At 55.8% G+C, this 22,727-nt stretch carries 20 protein-coding genes; 15 read left to right on the top strand and 5 right to left on the bottom strand.

What is annotated here, in order from left to right; translation table 11 throughout:
* The first annotated feature begins 112 nt into the window (after positions 1–112).
* The 7 genes from PXG97_RS07570 to PXG97_RS07540 all read left to right on the top strand — a co-directional run bounded on the left by PXG97_RS07570 (position 113) and on the right by PXG97_RS07540 (position 6,139).
* Positions 113–3,277, top strand: coding sequence for an AsmA family protein (locus PXG97_RS07570; protein WP_276497146.1), 3,165 nt, complete (start codon positions 113–115; stop codon positions 3,275–3,277).
* A gap of 193 nt (positions 3,278–3,470) precedes the next feature.
* A complete protein-coding gene (locus PXG97_RS07565) occupies positions 3,471–3,896 on the top strand; it encodes a DoxX family protein (protein ID WP_276497145.1) in 426 nt (141 codons plus the stop codon).
* A 143-nt stretch (positions 3,897–4,039) separates the two neighbouring features.
* Complete coding sequence (msrB, locus tag PXG97_RS07560) at positions 4,040–4,486, top strand: peptide-methionine (R)-S-oxide reductase MsrB (RefSeq protein ID WP_276497144.1); 447 nt, start codon at positions 4,040–4,042, stop codon at positions 4,484–4,486.
* Between the two features lie 94 nt (positions 4,487–4,580).
* Complete coding sequence (locus tag PXG97_RS07555; protein ID WP_276497143.1) at positions 4,581–4,949, top strand: hypothetical protein; 369 nt, start codon at positions 4,581–4,583, stop codon at positions 4,947–4,949.
* A gap of 126 nt (positions 4,950–5,075) precedes the next feature.
* Positions 5,076–5,408, top strand: a complete 333-nt coding sequence (locus PXG97_RS07550; protein WP_276497142.1) for a hypothetical protein — start codon at positions 5,076–5,078, stop codon at positions 5,406–5,408.
* A gap of 17 nt (positions 5,409–5,425) precedes the next feature.
* On the top strand, positions 5,426–5,767 hold the full coding sequence (locus PXG97_RS07545; RefSeq protein WP_276497141.1) for an alpha/beta hydrolase: 342 nt from the start codon (positions 5,426–5,428) through the stop codon (positions 5,765–5,767).
* A 15-nt stretch (positions 5,768–5,782) separates the two neighbouring features.
* The gene (locus PXG97_RS07540; protein ID WP_276497140.1) at positions 5,783–6,139 is read left to right on the top strand and encodes a DUF6717 family protein; all 357 of its coding nucleotides are present in this window, start codon (positions 5,783–5,785) and stop codon (positions 6,137–6,139) included.
* A 45-nt stretch (positions 6,140–6,184) separates the two neighbouring features.
* Here the strand turns inward: PXG97_RS07540 and PXG97_RS07535 are convergent, their stop codons facing one another.
* The 3 genes from PXG97_RS07535 to PXG97_RS07525 all read right to left on the bottom strand — a co-directional run bounded on the left by PXG97_RS07535 (position 6,185) and on the right by PXG97_RS07525 (position 8,955).
* Positions 6,185–6,934: an alpha/beta hydrolase gene (locus PXG97_RS07535; protein WP_276497139.1), complete on the bottom strand. Its 750-nt coding sequence runs from the start codon at positions 6,932–6,934 to the stop codon at positions 6,185–6,187.
* A 102-nt stretch (positions 6,935–7,036) separates the two neighbouring features.
* Entirely contained in the window at positions 7,037–7,960 is a 924-nt protein-coding gene (locus PXG97_RS07530) for a gamma-glutamyl-gamma-aminobutyrate hydrolase family protein (protein ID WP_276497138.1), read from the bottom strand.
* Positions 7,945–8,955: an amidoligase family protein gene (locus PXG97_RS07525; protein ID WP_276497137.1), complete on the bottom strand. Its 1,011-nt coding sequence runs from the start codon at positions 8,953–8,955 to the stop codon at positions 7,945–7,947. Before PXG97_RS07525 ends, PXG97_RS07530 begins: the two co-directional genes overlap by 16 nt.
* Positions 8,956–9,241: 286 nt before the next feature.
* On the opposite strand from PXG97_RS07525, the gene ggt reads away from it, so the two are divergent.
* The 6 genes from ggt (at position 9,242) to PXG97_RS07495 (ending at position 16,043) form a co-directional block, all read left to right on the top strand.
* The gene (ggt, locus tag PXG97_RS07520) at positions 9,242–10,834 is read left to right on the top strand and encodes a gamma-glutamyltransferase (protein WP_338088604.1); all 1,593 of its coding nucleotides are present in this window, start codon (positions 9,242–9,244) and stop codon (positions 10,832–10,834) included.
* A gap of 166 nt (positions 10,835–11,000) precedes the next feature.
* Entirely contained in the window at positions 11,001–12,083 is a 1,083-nt protein-coding gene (locus PXG97_RS07515; RefSeq protein ID WP_276497135.1) for an efflux RND transporter periplasmic adaptor subunit, read from the top strand.
* The gene (locus PXG97_RS07510; RefSeq protein WP_276497134.1) at positions 12,080–13,339 is read left to right on the top strand and encodes an ABC transporter permease; all 1,260 of its coding nucleotides are present in this window, start codon (positions 12,080–12,082) and stop codon (positions 13,337–13,339) included. Before PXG97_RS07515 ends, PXG97_RS07510 begins: the two co-directional genes overlap by 4 nt.
* Before the next feature lie 61 nt (positions 13,340–13,400).
* Positions 13,401–14,081: an ABC transporter ATP-binding protein gene (locus PXG97_RS07505; protein WP_276497133.1), complete on the top strand. Its 681-nt coding sequence runs from the start codon at positions 13,401–13,403 to the stop codon at positions 14,079–14,081.
* A gap of 281 nt (positions 14,082–14,362) precedes the next feature.
* Positions 14,363–15,517, top strand: coding sequence for a zinc-dependent alcohol dehydrogenase (locus PXG97_RS07500; RefSeq protein ID WP_276497132.1), 1,155 nt, complete (start codon positions 14,363–14,365; stop codon positions 15,515–15,517).
* A 10-nt stretch (positions 15,518–15,527) separates the two neighbouring features.
* Positions 15,528–16,043, top strand: coding sequence for a hypothetical protein (locus PXG97_RS07495; RefSeq protein WP_276497131.1), 516 nt, complete (start codon positions 15,528–15,530; stop codon positions 16,041–16,043).
* A gap of 75 nt (positions 16,044–16,118) precedes the next feature.
* On the opposite strand, the gene PXG97_RS07490 is transcribed toward PXG97_RS07495, so the two are convergent.
* Positions 16,119–18,887 carry a cation-transporting P-type ATPase gene (locus tag PXG97_RS07490; protein ID WP_276497130.1) on the bottom strand — a complete coding sequence of 923 codons (2,769 nt, stop codon included), beginning with the start codon at positions 18,885–18,887 and terminating at the stop codon, positions 16,119–16,121.
* Positions 18,888–19,249: 362 nt separating this feature from the next.
* Between PXG97_RS07490 and PXG97_RS07485 the strand changes: the two genes are divergently transcribed.
* Positions 19,250–19,864 (top strand): hypothetical protein, encoded by a 615-nt coding sequence (locus PXG97_RS07485; RefSeq protein WP_276497129.1) that lies wholly within the window; start codon positions 19,250–19,252, stop codon positions 19,862–19,864.
* Positions 19,865–20,005: 141 nt separating this feature from the next.
* Here PXG97_RS07485 and PXG97_RS07480 read toward each other — a convergent pair whose 3' ends face one another.
* Positions 20,006–20,770, bottom strand: a complete 765-nt coding sequence (locus PXG97_RS07480; protein ID WP_276497128.1) for an SDR family NAD(P)-dependent oxidoreductase — start codon at positions 20,768–20,770, stop codon at positions 20,006–20,008.
* Positions 20,771–21,032: 262 nt separating this feature from the next.
* Between PXG97_RS07480 and PXG97_RS07475 the strand changes: the two genes are divergently transcribed.
* Positions 21,033–22,421 carry an HTTM domain-containing protein gene (locus PXG97_RS07475; RefSeq protein WP_276497127.1) on the top strand — a complete coding sequence of 463 codons (1,389 nt, stop codon included), beginning with the start codon at positions 21,033–21,035 and terminating at the stop codon, positions 22,419–22,421.
* Positions 22,422–22,727 lie beyond the last annotated feature (306 nt).

The raw sequence follows: 22,727 nt of genomic DNA, 5'->3' as shown, positions 1-22,727 counted from the left end.
ACGTGGTCCTCGCCCTGCGTTAAGGTTGTAGCCGTAGAACTTTCTGCTGAAAAGTGAGTTTAAGGAAGAGCTAAGGGAGGATTTTCTTCCGTAGAGCTTTCGCTTGCAAGCTATGAGAACGCACCCTTTCCTCAAATTCCTCCTGCTGATTTCGGGACTGTTCCTTTTACTGGTTCTGGCAGCCTTGCTGCTGCTGCCGCCGCTTTTCCAGGAGAAAGCCCCCGCGTACCTTAGGGCAAAGGTTACCCAAGAGTCAAACTTGGTCCTTGCTCCCTTCCAGACGCAGCTCTCCGGTTGGAAGAACTTTCCCTACCTAACTGTTTCTCTCCGGAACATTTCGTTGGTGGATACCTCCAGCACCCAACCGTTAGAGGTGTTAAGTATAAAACACACAGAGGTGCTGCTGCCGGTGCTGCAGTTGCCTTTCAACAGTATCCGTATCAGCAAAATATACCTGGAGGGCCTTTCTTTTCATCAGCGCGTTGACTCGGTCGGAAACAAAGCCAGCCTTACTTTCAGGAAAAATAAAAAGAAAAGCGCCGGTTCTGGCGACCTAACCCTTACTGTCGGGCAGGTGCAGGTAAAGAATGCACGGGTACTGAGTGAGAATCACTTTAAGCAAAGCGCCTTCTCCCTGCAGGTGCTCGATGCGGAGCTGACTGCGGAGGTAAAAGGCAACGTCCTGCGCCTGAAGGGGAACTTAGAAGGCAAGATCGACCACATTGCCAGCCGGGACCTGCGCCTGTTCCGCGACCGAGCGTTTACTGCGGACGCATCCTATACCTATGATCTCAGTAAAAAGCAGGGCCGCATCCAGAACAGCCGGGCCATTCTTAACGGAAACGAGGTGCTGATTTCAGGGACGCATCAGAAACTGGCTTCCGGGCTGGGCTCTGAGTTGGACCTGCACTTTCAAGGGTACCAGCCGTTCCTGTTTTTGCTTAACCAAATGGCCTCTGTCAGGTCTATCCCTTTGCTGAAACAGGTGGAGAGCGAGGGGCGTGTAAAATTGCACTACCAGATTGCCGGCCACTCCAGCCCAACGCAACGCCCCAGAAGCAAGCTATACTTCGACCTGCAGGACGGCAAACTCTACTGGCCCAACAGCCGTTTCGCCTTGTCGCAGCTGCAGCTAAAAGGGGAGCTGGACAACGGCCCGCAGCATACACCCGAGTCCAGTTCCTTTACATTGCACCGGCTGCTAGCCCGCACCGGAAACGACAGTATACTGCTGAAAGCCAGGATCACCGATTTCACCAAGCCTTTTCTCGATGCTCAAATCAGTGGCCGCTATACCCTGGACAGCCTCGGGAGGGTGCTGCCGCCTACCTACATCTCGCTACCTCGGGGCACGCTGGCGGGGCAGGTGGTGGTAAAAGGGAACCTGCATGCGCAACAGGACCGCCGAAAGGAGCAGGATCTGCAGTGGCAGGGGGCCATACGCCTGCAGCAGGTGGGGTTTAAACCGGCAAAGCTGGCGGTGGCCTGTACCGATGTGAATGGAACCGCCCGGTTTACAGGCAATGAGCTACGGCTGCAGCACCTAAGCGGCAAGGTGGGCGGGAAGCCCTTTTCTGTGGAAGGCTCTGCCAGGGATGTCATGAATTACCTGCTGGGCCAGCGCAGCACAGTCACCGTAAATGGTGCGGTCAGGTTACGTCAGCTTGACACGGACTGGTTAAAATTAGAGACCGGAGGAGAGCCTGGAAAGGCCGTCGCTACGACAGAGAAAAACAGTGCAGTTATACTTCCCGCTTTCCTGCGCGTCAACATGCGCCTGCAGTGTCAGCAGCTGAACTTACCTACGGTCTCTATGCGAGAAGTGAGCACTCGGCTGAGGAGCAACGGGAGGCTGCTTACGCTGTCTGACATTGGGCTGACGACACAGGGGATAACCGTAAACGGGAGCGTATCGGTGCCCAACGACAGCAGGCGGCTGGATGCGGCAAACCTGCAGCTCTCGGCAAAAATGGATTCGCTGGACCTGACTACCATGGAGCAGGTGAACTCCATGGCCAGCGCAACCGGCCCCAAACGATCTGCCGGAGACGAAAAAAGCAAAGGCCTGGATTACTTGCTGCCGATTCAGAAGGCGCAGCTCTCTTTGCAGGTCAAACACATCGACCTGCCCGGGGAGGAGGACGTCGAGAATCTCTTTGTACGCATGCGTAAAAACAAGAACCAGGTCTTGATGCGGGACATGCGCTTCCGTACCTCGAAGGGCGGGGCAGCCGCCGCTTACGGCGGTTTCCTGTTCCTCAACGCCAAAGTAAGCAGACCCTACCTGGATGTAACGATGCAGTACGACTTTCTGGACCTGCAGGCGTTCATGCAGAATTTTGCAGCGCTGAAAACGCTCCTTCCCCCGGAAGCGCCGGAGGCCTCTTCCGGGGAGGCAACCGAAAAAGGCAAGCTCCGGGAAAAGGTTTACGACCTGGGGCTGAACATCAAGGCGCAGGAACTGCAGTACGAGTACCTGCATGGGGCTAACCTGGAAGTGGATGCCCAGATGAACCGGGAGCAGGCGCAGCTGGCCAAGCTCTACCTGAACGCCTTCGGCGGCACGATCTTCTCACACGGCACCATGTACCTGAACGAGCCGTCGGATACCATTCCGGTAAGGCTAAAGGCACAGATGCAGAATGTAGACTTGAAGCAATTATTTGCGGTGGCGGATCAGATGGAGCTGGACGTGCTGGGCAGCCGCAACATAGAAGGAACGGCAGACTGTAAGGTAGCCGTCTTTACCAAGCTGGACCAAACCTTTACGCCGAGCTTCGACCGCACGGTGGCTTACTCCCGGGCCACTTTCCGTAACATGGAGCTGATCGATGTAAAGCCCATACAGGAGGCCCTTGGGTTCATGCGGAAAGAGCGCACGGAGCACCTGTTCTTTGAGGACGTGGAGGCAGATTTTGTGCTGTATAAAAACAAATTTATTGCCCCTGGCTTTAGCCTGAACAACAACCTGTCTGCCCTTGATCTACGGGGATCCTATACGATGAAGGGCAGTGCAAACCTTAGCCTGGACATCAACGTGCTTAATGTGCTGTTCGGCAACAACGAGCGTCGTGTAGAGCAGATACAGGAGGACTCCTTGGCCTTGAAGAACACCAACATGAAGCAGCACTTCCTGCTGGTGCGGGAGCAGGACAAGTATAAGGTAAAGCTCAGCAACCGCAAGGAGCGGGAAGACATATCGCTGGTGCTGCGCAATGAATTTGAGGATGTGCTGAACCATTACCAGATCGATACAGCCTTCTCCGAGGTAAAATAGCCTTAGCGCATCTGCTGGCCTGTATTTACATCAACAGCTCAACCTCTTTTCGGCCCAAATCCTGCACGCAGACGAGGTCGTCCCGTGCTTTCCTAACTTAATCTTTTAAGAAGACGTTTACGTGTTTAAGTATTTGTGCAACAATAATTTGTGGTTGGTACGCATACTTTGGAGGAACTAAACGAGAAACACTATGGAAAGATTTTTAGGTACCTACAGCCCGCACCTTTATGCCCTTTTGCGTATCGTCGCCGGCCTACTGTTTGCCATGCACGGCACCCAGAAGCTATTTGGCTGGCCTGGGGGTGGTGACACCGTGGAACTGGCATCGCAGATGGGGATAGCCGGCATCATAGAGCTTGTGGGCGGGCTGCTGATCGCCTTTGGCTTCTTGACCAGCTGGGCGGCGTTTATAGCAAGCGGTGAGATGGCGGCCGCTTATTTTATAGCACATGCCCCACAGGCAGCATGGCCCATTGAAAACCAGGGTGAGATGGCGGTGGTCTATTGTTTCCTGTTTCTGTACATGGCTGCGCGGGGAGCGGGCATCTGGAGTGTGGACGCTGCCCTGCACAGAGGGCCGCAGGCTGATGTAACGGCCACCCATCGGGTGACATAACATACGTTGGCTACCACATCCACTTTACCGCTTCCGTTGAACAATGTGGCAAATCCTGAGGGCAGCGGGAAAGAGGCCGGTAAAGAACTTTAGAGGCGGTTAGCATCGTTAGCGGAAAGGGTACATTGTATGCCTTTGAAACTATGCTTCGCTGGAAAGATATTATTTACTACGCCAAATACAGTAATCCGGAGCCTGCCAGAAGGGTGGAGAAAACGGAGGAGGAGTGGCGGCAGCTGCTGGAGCCGTCACGGTACCGCATTCTGCGGAAAAAGGAAACGGAGCCCCCTTACCGAAATGCCTATTGCCGGTCGTACGAGCCCGGGCAGTATACTTGCGCCGGGTGCGGGAGCCTTTTGTTCAATGCCAGCGAAAAGTACCACGCTATTTCCGGCTGGCCTAGCTTCACCCAGCCTGCCACCCGGGGAGCCGCCAAGTATGCCTTCGACAACAGCCACAACATGGAGCGCATAGAAGTGCTCTGCAATGTGTGCGACGGGCACTTGGGCCATGTGTTTCCGGACGGGCCCCAGCCGGCTGGGGTGCGCTACTGCATCAACTCCGAAAGCCTGATCCACCTGAAAGTATAAATTACTAATATGGTTAGCAATTAAGAGTTTGTTTTGGTAATATTATAACCTATAGGTCTGTTTTTGCGTAAAATATTAGCAAAAACAGAAAGTTATGAAGTTGAAGATAGATGAAAAGCCATTTCTGCCGGAGGGCCGGCACGTGGTGAAAATAACGGAAGTAGAAGAAGGCAGAAGTGAAAACAAGGACATTCCATTCATTAACTGCCGCTTAGAAAATGAAGACGGTTTCGTGAACCAGCGCTTTTACCTGAGCGAGCCGGGGCAGCCGATACTGGCTTCTTTTCTGAAGGCGCTCGGCATTCACAAGCAGGAGGTAGACTCGAAGGAGCTGAAGGGAAAGAGCCTCTCTGTGGAAGTGGAGGAACGCACTTATGAAGATGCTGAAGGTAAAGAAAAGACGATCCGGCAGGCCACGCATTTTGAGGCGGTAGGCAAAGCCGACACCTCGGACAGATTCTAAATCCATTCGATACATGAAAAAAGGAGCCTGGTGCTCCTTTTTTGCTTTTAGCCCTGCTGGGGGTGCATGTTCAGGCAAATACAGCGTATGACAAAAGGTATTTATATTTTTTATGGAGTGGATGGTATGGTAGCAACAAGGCATAACTATAAGACAGGAAGGCTAACCTCAAGGCCGGGAACTCCCGCTGCCAGCGGGCCGAAACCGGCAGGTGTGCAGCCGCTTTCTGTACAAGAGCAGCAGGCGGGCTTGCTCTATGTTCCCAAAGGGTATGACAGCAGCCGGCCAGCGGCCCTGGCGGTGATGCTGCATGGCGCCGGTGGCCGGGCAGAACAAGGCCTGTCCTTGCTGCAGAGTCAGGCAGACAAGCTTAACCTCATCCTGCTGGCCCCTCCTCCAGGTCCTACTCCTGGGATATCATTGCCTCCAGGCATTTCGGGCCAGACGCGGCTCTCTTAGACCAGGCCCTGGCATACGTGTTTCAAAACTATGCCGTTGATCCGGCGCGCATCGCCATCGGCGGCTTCTCAGACGGTGCGTCCTATGCGCTGTGCCTGGGACTTACGAACGGAGACCTCTTCACCCACATCATAGCCTTTTCTCCCGGCTTTGCCACTTCCCTGGAAAGGAACGGAAGTCCGGCTGTCTTTCTCTCGCATGGCATACATGACCCTGTGTTACCCATAGACCCATGCGGCAGGCGCATTGTGCCACAACTGCAGCGGTCGGGCGTGCAGGTGGTTTACAAAGAGTTTGATGGGAAGCACGAAGTACCGCAAGCTATAGCCCAGGAGGCAGCAGCCTGGCTTGTTGCCTGAGCGTTAAGTACAAGTATGATGAAAGAGCTGCCTGCTGAGAAGAGGACGTTTCGCTTCAACAAGGAGGCCCATGGCACCTGGTACATCGACCTGCCTGACTATCCTGGGCCGAAGGGGGACCTGGCTATGGTGGCCGGTGCCGACGACATGCTAGACTACCTGGCAAAAGGAGGGAAGCATGTAGAGGTGGAGATGAGCCAGCTTCCCTTTGAGGGCGCACTGGAGCTGGAGCTTGTAAAGCTGGGCGAGCCCGGAGGCGGCGCATACTACAGGCCTGCCAACCACAGCATCCAATCCGTGTGGCTTTGCGACGTAACGCTGTTTGTACTGCAGAAATTCCCCGAAAAGATTTACTTCCGGGCTGTAGCTTAGCAACTCTACACGCCCATAGGTTATGCAGGCCCTCGTCCCCTGCTTTTAGTTTGTTTTTGTTAACACCTTTGCCAATTCGCGCTGAAAGTCGGGGTTCTCGTTCATGCCGTTGTGGCGCTGGCCCTTCAGAATAATGATTTTGTCGGTCGGTTTCAGGTGGGCCTTCAGTTTTTTTGAGGAGCCGTGGTAAATGATCTCGTCCTGATCGCCATGGAAGAGTACGATCGGAGTCATGGTGCCTTCCACAAAGCGGAAAGTCTCGAACTTATACTTTAGCATAAACACAGGAAGGAAGGGGTAGAGGGTGCGCACCAGGTCGGAAAGGCTGTAGTATGGGGCCTGCAGCAGCAGCAACCTGGGGCTGTTATGGGCGGCCAGCATGGCTGCGGCGGCAGAGCCAATGGAGTAGCCTGCCACCACTATGGTGCTCTCCTGGTACTTTGCCTTCAGGTGGTCATAAGCAGCCTGCACATCTTCGTAGAACTGCCTTTCATTGCTTATCTGGCCGCCGCTTTTGCCGTAGCCCCGGTAGTCCAGCATAAAAATATCATAGCCCAGGCGGGTGTAGGTGGGGGCAATGGAGCCCCAGGAGGCTACGCAGCCAGCGTTGCCGTGCAGGTAAAACACCAGTCCTTTGGGGGCGTTTGCCTTAAACAGAAGGCCGTGTAGCTGAACACCATCCTTGGCGGATATAAATACTTCCTCATGCTCCAGCCCGAAATCAAACTGATGCCCCTGGGGCAGCTTCTCCGGAAAGAAGATAAAGCTCTCCTGCTGTAAGAATCCTAGGCCCATGAGAAACAGGTAAAGCGTTAGAGGTATGGCTGCTATATAGATTATACTACGCAAGGGGTGGCTGGGGTGGCGGAGAGTTTTCTAAAATATTATAAGAATAATTCAACTGTTCTCGGTTTGCTCTTTCAATAGGTTTTCTGCTTCTTTTTCAGGCTTTGCCAAGGCTTCCTGCATGTCAGTCTCCTCTATCTGCTGGTTTACCAGCCTTGCCTTCTGCACCAGTCCCTGAAACAGGCGTCGGTGCGTTTTGTACTGTGGCAGGTACTCCGGGTGCCACTGCACCCCCAGCATGTAGCGCAGCCCCGTGTGCTCAATGCCCTGCACCACCTGGTTCGGCTCCCGGGCCACAATGGCGATGCCTTCACCGGGAGCTTTAACGGCTTGGTTGTGCAGGGCATTTACCTGCAGGTGCTGCACGCCCAGCACCTGCGCCAGCCTGCTGCCGGCCTGTATGGCTACTGTCTTCACCGGAAAGATGCTCGAAGGGTTGGGGTGTTCCACGTAAAAGGCGCGGATGCTCTGGAATAGCGTACCGCGAAAGTACACGTTCATGAGCTGGGCTCCGCGGCAAATGCCCATCACCGGCAGGTTCTTTTTGGCGGCTTGGTCCAGCAGTTGCAGTTCCAGGTTGTCGCGGGCCTTGTCCAGCCCAAAGGTGAGCTTACGGCTGAGCATTTTGCGCACAAAGAACAGCGCCGGGAAGTACAGCCAACGGGTAAAGCGGCCTATGCGTTGAAAAATGTTTTTATTGGGCTGGCGGATCGTGCGCTGCAGGTAACTGTCCAGCACGTGCTCCTGCTCATAGGTGCTGGGGTCCACGTCGGCGCCGCCTCCGATGATCAGGCCTTGCAACCCGTCGGCGGTGCGGGGGCGGGAGGGCGTAATGTGCACAGGCTTTCCACCGGCCAGCAGCACCGACAGGGCCGTAAACAGCCAGGCAGCCTCGCCACCCTTGTCCGGTCCGGTGATGCCGATGGTTGGCCTGGTGCGGTTTATCTGGTTTCTATGTTTCAGGAAAATAGCCACAGTTCCGTTCGCTTTGCCCATTTACCCTCAAAACCCATCAGCGTGTGCTCTTTCAGGGATAGATACTCCTGGCTCATATGGTAGATCTTGTCGCGGTCGCTGGCCAGTTCCTCCACCATCACCCAGTTGTTCCACTCCTGGGCCAGTGTCCATCCGGGCTGGCCAATAGAGCTGTTCGGCAGCCGGTAATGGAACGTGTTGCGCGCCTTCACCTTGCCTAGTCCGTGAAACTGCTTAAGCAGGTCCTCCTGCAGAAAGGCGAACAGCGGGTACAAGTCCAGGGGGCGGTTACGGTCGGGGTTATACTTATGATAATCGGAGATCAGCCCCTTTTGATCGGGCTGGTACGCTGCGTGGAGCACCATGTCTGCATAAACAGTGGGGTAGGGGGCTATAAACGGGCTGATCTTGCGCGCCAGATCGGTGTGGCCTGCCTCCAGCAGCCAGGGGTAGAGCAGCAGAAAAGCCCGGAGGTACGCCAGCAACGTATCAGTATCGGTGGCCGGGGCCTCTGTGTTGATGTGGGTGCCAAACGCGTTGGTGAGGAAAGACTTCGTGCCCTCGGCATGGTGACGGTATAGCGCCTCCCGCAGCGTCTCCAGCGGCTCTAGTTGGGTGCAGGGAACGGGGGGGCAGGCGATCTCATAAGGGAAGACCTTGGCCACCACACTTTCCAATGCCGTTTCCACCTCGCTCTCCAGGGTGTGGCGCCCGCCCAGCTTTATCTCCTCGGGCCTGATGTTGAGTAGCTCAAAGGCCTTTTTATACTTCTTCTCGGTTAGCAGCGTCAGGTCGAACTCCACGGTAAAGTCGCCCAAGGAGGTGTGTTGCACCTGCCACTTAAAGCGGTTCTCCTGCTGCTGCTGCCCTCCGAAAAGCCCCTGAATAATACGTACTGCATCCTCTATGCTTACATTGGCATATTCCAGCTCAAATCCGACCTTTCGAACGTCGCCTTGCTCGTTATGCAGTACCGGAGGTTGTTTAAACGCCATAGGCTGTGATATCTGTTGTTTAGATAAGAACGGCAAGCAGCAGATTCTGTTCCGTCACCTGCCTCAGGCAACCGGCAAGGGGGCAGGAAATAGTAGGTGGAAGTGTTTGTTCCAGCCTCAGTTTACAACCTACAGGCCCGCGAATGGGTACAGTCTTTATCAAAAAGCAGAACCTAAGACAATACCCGTGCTAATCCGAAAGATCACCTTCTTTTTTGTAGTTATACTTTTAACAGGCTGCGGCGGCAGAGATGTATACGAGCGGGGGCTGGTTACCGATAAAGCCATGGTGGTGACGGCGCACCCACTTGCCTCAGAGGTGGGGGCAGAGATCATGAGAAGGGGCGGCAATGCGGCGGATGCAGCCATTGCGGTGCAGTTTGCGCTGGCGGTGGTGTACCCCGATGCCGGCAATATTGGCGGGGGCGGCTTTCTGGTGCTGCGGCAGCAGGATGGCAGCATAGATGCCCTGGATTACCGCGAAAAAGCCCCGCAGGCTGCGCACCGCGACATGTACCTGAACAAGGAGGGGGAGGTGGAAGAGAACCTGAGCTCGAAAGGCCATCTGGCAGCGGGAGTGCCCGGCACTGTGGATGGCATGGTGAAACTGCACCGGAAGTATGGCAGCATGCCCTGGCGGGAGCTGGTGCAGCCGGCCATAGAACTGGCCGCCCGCGGGTTCCCGCTTACGAAGAAGGAAGCCCGCAAACTGAACAGGCAACGCCAGGACTTTATCCGGTACAACACCAAAAGGCCCGGTTTTATACTTAGGGGGCGCTGGCGGCAGGGCGATACGCTGCGCCTGCAGGACCTGGCCCAAACCCTGGAGCGGATCCGAGACGAAGGCAGGGTGGGCTTTTACGAAGGCGCCACCGCGGACCTGCTCGTGGCGGAGATGGCGCGGGGCGGAGGCATCATCAGCAAAGAAGACCTGGCCGCCTATACTTCGGAATGGCGCACTCCGGTAACCGGAGAGGCAAACGGTTACCGCATCATTTCCATGCCGCCACCATCCAGCGGGGGCATTGCGCTAATACAGCTGCTTACCCTGGCAGAGGATTACCCGCTGCAGGAGTGGGGCTACAAAACGGCAGAAAGAGCTCATTTCATGATCGAGGCGGAGCGCAGGGTATATGCCGACCGGGCCATGCACCTGGGCGACCCGGACTTTTACAAAGTGCCGGTGCAGGGGCTGTTGCAGCCTGCCTACATCAAAAGCAGGATGAAAGGTTTTGACCCAGAGGAGGCCACCGACAGCGAAGAGGTGGGCGCCGGCACGCCAGCGCCGCCTGAGAGTCCCAACACCACCCACTACTCTATTGTGGATGCCGCAGGCAATGCCATCTCCGTTACCACCACGCTCAACAGCAGCTTCGGGGCCAAAGTGTTTGTGGCGGGGGCGGGTTTCCTCCTAAACAACGAGATGGACGATTTCAGCGTGAAGCCGGGCATCCCGAACAACTATGGCCTGGTAGGCGGCGAGGCCAACGCCATAGCTCCCGGCAAGCGCATGCTCAGCTCCATGACCCCCACCATCCTGGAGAAGGATGGGGAGTTATACATAGTGGTGGGAAGTATGGGCGGCTCTACCATCATCACCACTGTGTTCCAAATCATCCTGAACGTGACGGTGCATGGGCACACCATGCAGGGGGCCGTTAACGCGGGGCGCTTCCACCACCAGTGGGTGCCAGACTGGGTGCTGTCGGAGTGGGGAGCGATTGGGTTCTGGCCCGGGCTGAGGCTGTGGTTCATGGGCCATAAGATAGTGCCGCGCACGGGCGGAATCGGGCGCGCTGCCGGTATCCTGGTGCTGCCCGGCGGCAGGCTGGAGGGCGGGGCAGACCCACGGGGCGATGATGCCGCCGCCGGGTTCTAACCAAGTATAAAGGGTAGGTGTTATACTTGGTGCAGGCACACAAAAACGTATAATATCATGTTTTCATACCTGAGTTTCTGCTACATTTGAGCGGGTTCAGGGCTTTACCCAGCTCATCTACTTCAGAAGCCCGAAAAACAACAGGGGTAGCAAAATGAGGAACCGCATGAAGCCATACTTACTTCCCATCCTGGGCCTGCTTCTACTTGCCGCGTGTGGCGAGAAGCAGGAGAAGACGCAGCCTACAGTGGAGGATATCACAGAGTCTGTCTATGCCTCGGGTGTAGTGAAGAGCCAGAACCAGCACCAGGTGTTCCCGACTGTAAGCGGGGTGATACAGCAGATATTGGTGACAGAAGGAGACGTGGTGAAGAAAGGCGACCCACTGATGAGGCTGGACAACGAAACCGCGCGCCTGAACACCGAAAATGCCCGCATCGCGGCAGAGTATAACCGGGTGGGGGCCAACACTGAAAAACTAAAGGAGGCGCAGGAGGCGATAGAGTTGGCACGGAGCAAAATGAAAACAGACTCGCTGCTGCTGGCCCGTCAGCGCAACCTCTGGGCTAACCAGATCGGCACGAAGGTAGAACTGGAGCAGCGGGAGCTTAGCTACCAGAACTCCCTTACCGCCTACAAGTCTGCCGCGCTCCGCTACAACGACCTTAAAAAGCAGCTGGAGTTTGCCGCGCGCCAGTCGCAAAAGAGCTTGGAGATAAGCCGCACCCTGACGGAGGACTACACGGTGAAAAGCGAGACAAACGGCAAAGTATACGACGTGCTGCGGGAGCAGGGCGAACTGGTGAGCCCGCAGACGCCGGTGGCCGTGGTGGGCAGCGCCGGGGACTTTATCCTGGAGCTGCAGGTGGATGAGTATGACATCGCGCGGGTGAAGCCAGGGCAAAAGGTCCTGCTGAACCTGGATAGCTACAAAGGGCAGGTGTTTGAGGGCAAGGTATCCAAGATAAACCCGGCCATGAACGAGCGCACCCGCTCCTTTACCGTGGAGGCTACTTTCGTTACCGCGCCGCCTGCCCTTTACCCGAACCTCACCACCGAGGCCAACATCATCATACAGGCCAAAAAGAACGCGCTCACCATACCGCGCGAGTACCTGGTGGACGGGGGGTATGTGCTGACGGAAGAGCAGGAGAAGGTACCTGTTGAAACCGGGTTGATGGATTACCAGAAGGTGGAGATACTGAAGGGGGTAAGCGAGGGGGAGGTGCTACTAAAACCAGGACGATGAACAGCAGACTCATCTTCGGCATAGCCAAATCGCTGCTGCTGGCCCGCTGGCGGCAGACGCTGGTGGCTGCCGTCGGGGTAACGTTCAGTATCGCCATGTTCATCACGCTGCTGGGCTTTATGAACGGCCTCAACGATTTGCTGGACGGTCTCATCCTTAACCGGACGCCGCACATCCGGCTCTACAACGAGATTAAGCCCAGCGAAAACCAGCCTGTGCTGGCACACCCCGATTACAAGGACACCTACAACTTCATCAGCTCGGTAAAGTCGGGCGTCTCGCGGCAGGAGATCTACAACAGCGGCCCTATTATGCAGGCCGTCAGAAACGATGCGCGGGTGCTGGGGGTGGCACCAAAGCTTAATACGCAGGTTTTTTTCAATGAGGGCACCATTGATATCTCCGGCACCATCAGCGGCATTGAGGTGGAGGAGGAGATGCGGCTGTTCAACTTCGAGGACTATGTGACGGCGGGCAACGCGATAGACGTGAAGAATGTGGCTAACAGTATTATACTTGGCAAAGGCCTGGCCGAGATCCTGGTGGCGGATATAGGCGATGTGGTGCAGGTAACCACCCCGCAGGGCGAGCGCTTTTCACTCAAAGTGGTAGGCTATTTTCAGTCAGGGATACAGGAGATCGATAAGGTGCAGAGCTATGCCTCCATCAGCACCACGCAGAAACTGCTGGGCAAGCCGGCCAGCTACGTGACCGACATCCAGGTGAAGCTGCACGACCTTAGCCTGGCACCTGCCGTGGCGGCGGCCTACAGCGAGAAGTTTGGGGTAGACGCGGAGGATATCCAAACTGCCAACGCGCAGTTTGAGACGGGCAGCAACATCAGGTCGCTGATCTCCTACGCGGTGGGCATTGTGTTGCTCATCGTGGCGGGCTTCGGCATCTTCAATATCCTGAACATGATGATCTATGAGAAAATGGATTCCATTGCCATCCTGAAGGCCACCGGCTTCTCGGGGAGCGACGTGAACCGCGTGTTCCTGCTGATCGCCCTGAGCATCGGCTTCTTCGGCGGGGTGGTCGGCTTGGTCTTTGGCTTCATCTTTTCCCTCATCATCGACAGCATCCCTTTCAACACGGCAGCGCTCCCCACCATCAAAACATACCCGGTCAACTACAACCCGATTTACTATTTTATCGGCGGCTCCTTCTCGCTCATCACCACCTATTTTGCGGGTTTCTTCCCGGCCCGGAAAGCCAGCAAGGTAGATCCGGTGGAGATCATCAGGGGGAAATAAGCTGTTTGTGGGGCAGGCGGGGAAACAAATGTATACTTTACAACACCGAACAGCGCATAGCATGCACGACATCATTCTGGAGGCAAGGCACATCAACAAGCAGTTCCACGACCCGGTAACGGTGCAGGTGCTGTCGGATATTACCTTCTCGGTACGGAAAGGAGAGTTTGTGTCGGTGATCGGCAAGTCGGGGTGCGGCAAGTCCACGCTGCTGTACATCCTTTCCACCATGGACACCGATTACCAGGGCGAATTGCTGATAGACAATGAGCTGATGACCGGCAAGAGCGACGTGGAACTGGCGCGGGTGCGGAACGAGAAGATCGGCTTCGTGTTTCAGTTTCACTACCTGCTCAACGAGTTTACGGTGCTGCGCAACGTTATGCTGCCGGGCCTGAAGCTGGGCAAGTACAGTGAGCAGGAAGTGGAGCACCGGGCCATAGAGCGCCTCAAGATTCTGGGCATCGACCACCTGGCCACCAAAAATGCCTTTCGGATATCCGGGGGAGAAAAACAGCGGGTGGCCATTGCCCGCGCCCTTATCAACGACCCGCACATCATCATGGGCGACGAGCCCACCGGCAACCTGGATATGAAGAACAGCGACATGGTGTTCGACATCTTCAAGGAGCTGGCCCAGGAGCACAACCAGACCCTGCTCATCGTAACGCACGACCAAAGCTTTGCCGAGCGGAGCGGCCGCATCATCGAGATGGAGGACGGCCGGATTATCCGCCACTAGCGGCAAGCAGGCAAAGCTTAATCTACAGGCGACCCCATCCTGAGGCAGAGGCTGCTGTTCATCCTACCATTTTAGACCTCCTGGCCCCTGCTTTGTGCCTGCTTTATAGTATTTTTTAAATATAGAGCCACTGCACAAAATCACCCTTTCTGAAACTTTGGAGGTGCATATAAGTATGGATATATCCAAGGCGCTTGCCCTGTCTCTGCCCAGGAATCTAGGCCTGTGTGCAGGAAACGCACCTGAGATGAAATTTTGTAACGTAAACTGAAAACAAGCTTATGAAGGCCATGAACTATCGTGGGCCCAAAAGGGTCCGCATTGATGACAAACCCATGCCCGAGATATTGCATCCGGAAGATGCCATCGTCCGGGTGCTCCGCTCCTGTATCTGTGGCTCCGACCTCCACCTGTATAACGGCAACGTACCCGATACCCGCGTTGGCTCCACCTTTGGCCACGAGTTTGTGGGCGTAGTGGAAGAAATTGGGCCTGATGTGCAGAAACTGAAAGTGGGTGATAAGGTTATTGTGCCTTTCAACATCGCCTGTGGCCGGTGCGCCTTCTGCAAGCAGGAGCTGTACGGCAACTGCCATGAGGCTAATTCTCAGGCCACCGCTGTAGGGGGCATTTTCGGTTACTCCCATACGGCCGGGGGCTATAATGGCGGGCAGGCAGAGTATGTGCGTGTGCCTTATGCCGACGTGGGGCCAACCGTGATACCAGAAGGTATGGACCTGGACGACGCCGTGATGCTGACTGACGTGGTGCCAACGGGCTATCAGGCCGCCGAGATGGGAGGTATACAGAAAGGAGACACTGTGGTGGTTTTCGGGGCCGGGCCAATCGGGATTATGGCGGCCAAGTGCTCCTGGCTCTTCGGCGCCGGTCGCGTGATCGTGATCGACAAAGAGGATTACCGCCTGGAGTTTGCCCGCAACTACTCGCAGTGCGAGGCTTATAACTTCTTGGAGATGGACGACCCGGTGGTGTTCGTGAAAAAGACCACCGATTGGATGGGGGCAGACGTCTGTATCGACGCGGTTGGCGCAGAGGCGGCCGGTAACGTGCTGCAAACCATTACCGGGCGCAAGCTATTGCTACAGGCAGGCTCAGCCACGGCCTTGCATTGGGCCATCAACGCCGTGAAGAAAGGAGGTATTGTATCGATAGTGGGCGTGTATGGGCCAACTGATAACCTGGTGCCGATCGGTAACGTGCTGAATAAAGGCATTACTATCCGCGCCAACCAAGCCTCCGTGAAGCGCCTGCTGCCGCGCTTGATCGATCACGTGCAGAACGGGGTGATTAAACCAAAGCAGCTGATCACGCACCGCGTGCCGCTGGAGGAGGTAGCAGATGCCTACCGTATCTTCGCAGAGAAGCTCGACAACTGCATTAAGCCAGTTCTTATTCCACCATCAGCAAACATGTAAACCAAGAACTATGGACGAAGTAAAAGATTATTCGCATATAAATGGCTGGGGTATTGACGCAGATCCGAAAAACGATCCGACTTATCCCATAAAGCACCGCACCGACGAGGAGCAGAAAGGCTACTCCTGGGAGCGGCCACCGCAGCAGCCTATCAACATGGAGGTGCTGCATTCTATCGAGAGGCCAAATGTCACGGCTGTGTTCGGAACGGCCGCCCCGCCCAGTGGGCTGAGCGGCATGATCCGCAGGTTTGCCTTCAAGTACAGCGAGAACAGCTACCTGCACTGGCTTCCGCTGCTGATAGCTGACCGCGTGAACGTGGTAGAGGGGCTTGTAGAGGATATGAAGGATGGTAAAGCGCCAAATATCTTTGCCGAGAAAGGTTATGGAGCCCAATGGAAGCATGACCCAGCCGGAATGATAACGCGTGTGGCCGTTGGCGCTGCCGTAGTGGGCGGCATCGTGCTGATGTTTGCCGGAGAGAAGAAACGCAAAAAGTGGTTCTACAAACTAATGGAGCGTTAAGCCAGCAAATAGACTGAAAGCAGCGAAAGCCCCAGGTACTGTTACTGTGCCTGGGGCTTTTCTTTACCTGAGTGGCTACCTCTTGCTGTCTGCAGGGGCGGGTTTGCGGCTAGCCAGTTTAAAACGGATATACTTTTCGGTAGAAACGATGGCAAGCAGCGCTACGCCGGCCCCGAAAACACGCAGCACCTGCCACACCCCCAGTGGGCTGGAGCCGAATAAGGTGTTCATGAGCGGCGTGTAGATGAACAGTGCCTGAAGAAAGAACATGATGGCGATGCCGTAGTACACCCACATGTTGGTGAAGAAACCGATCGTGCCCATTGGCCTAACCAAAGAGCGGCAGTTAAGCAGGTAAAAAGACTCCAGTACCACAAACACGGTGGTGGCCACGGTCTGCGCCTCCGGCCTTGAGGCCCCTTGGCTCACTTCGTACAGGTATAATCCATAGGACGCGATCAGTAGCAACACCCCCACCAGTAGGGTCCGCATGATCAGGTCAAAGGTAAGGATCGGCTCCTCTGATGGGCGCGGCGGCCTATCCATGATGCCGGGCTCTTTTGGCTCGAAGGCTAGGGTAAGTCCCAACAGGACGGAGGTGGTCATGTTGATCCACAGCAGTTGCACCGGCTGCAAGGGCAGCTGCGTGCCAAGTATAACGGCAGAGAGTATCGCCAACCCTTCGCCCAGGTTGGTCGGCAGTGTCCAGACGATGAACTTCGTGAGGTTGTCGAACACGCTGCGGCCCTCTTCCACGGCTCCTTCAATGGATGAGAAGTTGTCGTCGGTAAGCACCATGTCAGAGGCATCCTTGGCCACATCGGTACCCGTAATGCCCATGGCGATGCCGATGTTGGCCTGCTTTAGGGCCGGGCCGTCATTCACGCCATCGCCCGTCATGGCCACAATGTGGTCGCGGGCCTGCAGCGCCTTTACCAGGCGCAGTTTCTGGTCGGGCGCCACGCGTGCGAAAACCGCTACCTCCTCCGCCACCGTCTCCAGGGTTTTGTCATCTATCTGCTGCAGCTCCTTGCCCGTTATGGCTACCAGCTTCCCGTTCTCTTCGCGGCCTTTCAGGCCTATCTGGCTGGAGATGGCCGCGGCTGTTACGGCATGGTCGCCGGTAATCATCTTCACCTCTATGCCTGCCTGCTGGCATAGCTTTACAGCCTCCATTGCTTCCTTGCGCGGCGGATCTATCATACCCTGCACCCCCAGAAACACCATGCCTCTCCGGGTGCTGTCATGCGCAATGTGGGTTGTATCTGCAGGAGCCTTGCCCATGGCAAAAGCCAGTACGCGCAAGCCTTCCGCTGCCATTTGTTCCACCTGCCGGTTTATTGCCTCCCGGTCCAGGGCAGTTATTTCGCCGTCCGGCAGCATCATTTCAGCGCTGCGTTCCAGTATGGCCTCAACAGATCCCTTCAGGTAGATGACGGGCCCAGACCCGCCGTGGAGGGTGGCCATGTACTGGTACTCCGATTCAAACGGGATAGCGTCTTTGCGCGGGTGCTCCTTCTCCAGCTTGCCCGCCTCCAACTTAGCTTTTTTAGCAGCCACGATCAGGGCGCCCTCGGTTGGGTCGCCCTCTATGGCCCATTGGCCTTCCTTCTCGCGCAGGGTGCTGTCGTTGCAGAGCAGGCCGGCTTTCAGGCACTGCTCCAGTGCCGCGTTTATACTTAGGTCGGCAGGCTTGTCCTCTTCCAGCACTTCGCCATCTGGCCTGTACCCCAGGCCGGACACACTATACTTTTTGCCCCCGGCCATTACCTGCTGCACCGTCATTTGGTTCTCCGTGAGTGTCCCCGTTTTGTCAGAGCAGATCACGTTGGTGCTGCCCAGGGTTTCCACGGCTACCAGCTTGCGGATAATGGCGCGGCGCCTGGCCATTTTGGATACCCCCAACGCCAGCATGATGGTAACGGCTACCGGCAAGCCCTCCGGAATAGCGCCCACGGCCAGGGCCACAGCCACCATAAACGTTTCGCCTGCCGGCGCGCCCCGGAGGTACTCTACGGCAAAAAGGGCGGCCGACAAGCCCAGGATAACCCATAGCAGCAGGCTGCTGAATTCCTTTATTTTGCGGGTAAGCGGCGTTTCCATGTCCTGGGCTGCAGAAATAGAGGTTTGTATCTTCCCCACCTCCGTGTGGTCGCCGGTGGCGGTTACAACGCCTTTGCCTTGCCCATAGGTAACCACGGTAGAGGAGAAGCCCATGCCCACACGGTCGCCCAGCACATCATCAGCGGCTACAGGGGCATCCTCCTTCTCCACGGCCACAGACTCCCCGGTCAGTGCCGATTCATCTACCTTCAGGTCGCGGGTTCGTACCAGGCGCACATCGGCCGGAAACTTGTCGCCGGACTGCACCAGCACGATATCGCCGGGTACCAGCTCCTGTGCCTCCATGTGCTGTTTTTTGCCGTTCCGGATCACCTGTGCCCGGGCCGTCATGCTTTTTGCCAGTGCATCAATGGCCTCCAGCGCCTTCGACTCCTGCACATAGCCGATAATGGCGTTCACAAACACGACCGCAAAAATGACGATCGCATCGATGTACTCCTCCAGAAACAGGGTAACCACCGTGGCAGCCAGCAGAATATAAATAAGCGGCTGATGAAACTGCAGCAGGAACCTTGTCCAGGCGCTTTGTTGCTTTTTAGGCGTCATGAGGTTGAGCCCGAACTGCTCTTTACGCTGTTCCACTTCTTCATCGCTAAGCCCTTCATCAGGGGAGGTTTGCAGGAGGCGGAGCACTTCTGCAGACTCCAGGCTATGCCACGGATGCTGCCTGTCCAGCTTCAGGGCCTGTTGGCTAGGTTTTCTGTCCTCGGTTACTTGCATGGGTAAGGTGTCGCTCGTTTTACTTAGAAATTGTTACAGCTTACTTTCTTGTTAAGCTGTGATAGTATTCCTGAGTATGATTTATTATATTTTTTATTTATAAAAGGCAACAAAAGTAATGCGTTCCGTATAGGAAGAGCTGTCAGTGTCAGCTGTGCCTTGCCTTTCGGGAAGCACAGAACAGATCGCAATCAACTACTTGCTTGCCAGCCAAAACACCCTGGTTACCTGCCTCTTGTAACCGCTGGCCTTTGTTAGTTCAGCCTCTTCGTTACGCATGCCTTGCTTCTTCCAGAATGGAGGGAAGCAGGCTGTAGGTGCTTGTATGTCTGTGTGTTTTAAGTATAATTCTATTCTCTACTATGGTTACACGTAAAAATTACTTTCAAATTTTCAGGAATTTGATGCTCTTGGCTCTGCCGCTGCTCTTTTCTGGCTGCGACCCCGGGGCAGACGAGGCGCCGGCTCCAGCAGAACTGGCAAGCGAGAGCCGGCAGGAAGCTACAGGGCCGGATCTGTCAGCTGCTGTGATGCAGGTGAGGCTGGAGGCCCAGATCAGGCGCGCAACAGCTCGTTACCACCGGGTGGAGGCCGCTGAGGCCGACGGTTATGTGCTGTCCAGCGAGTGTGTTGCCACCCCGCTCGGCGGCATGGGGCATCACTATGTAAAAGGTGCGCTGGTTGACGGGGTAGTGGACCCCACCATGCCAGAGACACTTGTTTACGAGCCACAGAAAAACGGCCGCATGCAGCTTGTGGCCGCTGAATATGTGGTCGTAGCCGCTGCCTGGGACCCTTTGCACGACAGCCCGCCTATGTTAGGCAGCGTAGCGTTTGATGATCACCGTGCCCCGGGCTCTGGCGGACCTCCTTTCCCGCATTACCAGCTACATGCCTGGGTGTGGAAGCACAATCCTTCCGGTATGTACGCTCCCTTTAATCCCACTGTAAGCTGTGCGTACGCGACAGTAGAGTAACCTTTCCTGATCCGTCACAGCCGCTTGTAAGGTAACTGCGGCAGCCCAAGGCAGGGGCTGTGCAAAGGCACAGCGCCAGGAAAAAGAAATATAGGCCAGGCAGAGAGTAGCTCTACACCTGCCTGGCCTATATTTTATACCTCACTGCGCCAGGTAAGCGCCGTCCACGGTATAGTAGGCACCGGTTACGAAGGAGGCTTTGTCTGAACTCAGCCAGATGACCAGCTCCGATACCTCTTCTGCCTCGCCCAGCCGCCCGATGGGATGCATTTTGGTGAGCATCTGCAGCACATCCTCGCCCATGTCTGCTATCAAAGGGGTGCGGATAAAGGCTGGGCCTACGGCGTTGACGCGTACGCCCTTGGCAGAGTACTCCAGCGCGGCGTTTTGGGTGAGGCCCACCACGCCATGCTTGGCCGCGACATAGGCCGCCGAGTTGGCAAAGCCCACCTGCCCCAGGATGGAGGAGTTGTTCACAATGGCCCCGCCACCATTTTGCAGCATTTGGCGGATCTGGTAGTGCATGCAGTAAAACACGCTGCTCAGGTTAACTGCAATTACTTTGTTCCAGCCTTCGATGCTCATCTCGCCCACGGGGTTCTGCTCACCACCAATGCCGGCGTTGTTGAAGGCAATGTCCAGGCGGCCAAACTCCTTTACCGTTTGCTGCACCAACTGCTCGCAATCCTCCGGCCGGGCAACATCCGCCGTCACGAAGATGGCATCACCGCCAGCCTGCTTTATCTCCTCCACCACCTGCTGGCCCCTGTCTTGGGTAATGTCTGACACCACTACACGGGCACCCTCGCGCGCATACTGCAAGGCTGCCGCCTTGCCTATACCCGAGGAGGCCCCTGTTACCAGGGCCACTTTACCCGCAAATTGTCTTGCTGTGCTTCCTTCCATAGTTTATTGATTTAAGTTGATCTTCCGATATGGTTCCGCAAAGGTCTAGAACAGGGTATACGTGACCGATGACAAAGCTCAGGTGAAAGAATGCTTCTGATCAGTATTTTACAGGAAGGCGGTGCAGGTTTTACGGTATGCAGGCACAGTGCAAGGCATTTCTTAAAAGAAGCTGAAACCGAGGTGGTATTATACTTTGAATCATCAGTATAATTTATACTTTCGTAGGTATAACCAGCCTCCATCCAAGATGCGTATACTTGTGAGACAGCTCCTGAAGCCGATCGGGATTTACCCGCTGGTATACTTCCGTATACTTTTCGGGCTGCTGATGTTTTGTGAGGGGGTAGGGGCCGTGCTTATCGACTGGGTGCAGGAGCATTACGTGGAGCCAACCTTCCACTTTGGCTACATCGGGCTGGAGTGGATAAAGCCGCTGCCGGGCAATGGCATGGTGTACGTATACTTGCTGATGGCGCTGCTGGGCCTCCTGATCCTGGTGGGCTGGCATTACAAACTGGCTTCTTTCCTGTTCTTTCTGCTGTTCAGTTACAGCTTCTTCTCCGAGAAGACGCATTACCTCAACCACCACTATCTTATCATGCTCGTGAGCGGGCTCATGGTGCTGCTGCCGGCACACCGCAAGCTGTCCTGGGACGTACGGCGGCGGCCGGAGCTGGAAAGCGAGGTGGCCCCGCAATGGACGCTTTGGCTTTTCCGCCTGCAGCTGCTGTTGGTATACTTCTACGCCGGCGTGGCCAAGGTGCAGCCCGATTGGTTGGCGGCTAAGTCGATGAGCATCTGGATGGGAGCCAAAACGCACTTCTACGTGATCGGGCCCTACCTGAACACGCCTGCCATGATACAGCTGGTGGTGTGGGGCGGTGTGATGTTTGATTTCCTGATCGGCTTTGCGCTACTGTGGCCCCGCACGCGCATGGCGGCTTTTTGGGTAGCCTTTGGTTTCCACATCTTCAACTCCGCAGTCTTTCATGTGGGCGTGTTCCCCTACTTCATGATCGCGGCCAACGTGCTATTCTTTACACCGGAGCAGATAGCCCGCTGGTTTTTCAGAAAGGAGACGGACCCACGGCTGCTGGAGCGCCTGCCCCTGCAGCAACCACGCTGGCAGCTGCGGCTGGGGGTGCAGTTCTTTATACTTTATCTGGGCTGGCAACTGCTGTTCCCGCTGCGGCACTTCTTTATCCCGGGCGATGTGAACTGGACCGAGGAGGGGCACCGTTTTTCGTGGCGCATGATGCTGCGCACCAAGCAAGGCTCCGTGTACTACAGGGTGAAAGACGCCGCCACCGGGCATCAGGAAACCGTTTTCCCCAGGAGGTATCTTGTGAAGGAGCAGCTAAAAGAGCTGCCGAAGCACCCCGACATGATCTGGCAGTTCGCGCAGTTTCTGAAAGCCGAGTACAAACGGCAGGGCATGCAGGAGCCGGAGGTGTATGCCATCTCCCAGCTCAGCCTCAACGGCTACCGACGCCACCCGATCGTAGACCCTGAAGTGAACCTGGCCGCTGTGCCCTATGCCTGGGGTGCCAAAAGCTGGGTAACACCACGCCCGCAGGCTGACGGCTGGCCCTGGGCCAAAAAGGCACCAGCTAAGGCAGAAGGAGAGAACCCACCTATACACCGCTAAAACACGCATAGGATATTTCTGGTGTTGTATCACTATGGCAAAGTATAATTCGTGGCGCACCATAAGTATAAATTATCATCACGCGTTGCGAGTACCTGCTAGTATCAGGGCCAATCGTTCCGGTTTACATACGGAGCCTATGAAAACGCTCGCATGCTGCGATGTCGGCTTCGGCTGCGGAGGTGATTAAAAGGAAAACCGAGCAGGAGGTGTTGGCGCAGGCCGGCAAGCATGCCCAGGAGGTGTAGTGAAAGTGATCCTGAAAATGGCCGAGCAGCTAAAAGTCAGGATCCAAGACAATGGGGT

This window comes from Pontibacter litorisediminis, from assembly GCF_029360645.1.
Taxonomy (GTDB): domain Bacteria; phylum Bacteroidota; class Bacteroidia; order Cytophagales; family Hymenobacteraceae; genus Pontibacter; species Pontibacter litorisediminis.
This window is presented reverse-complemented; position numbering and strand designations above follow the sequence as displayed.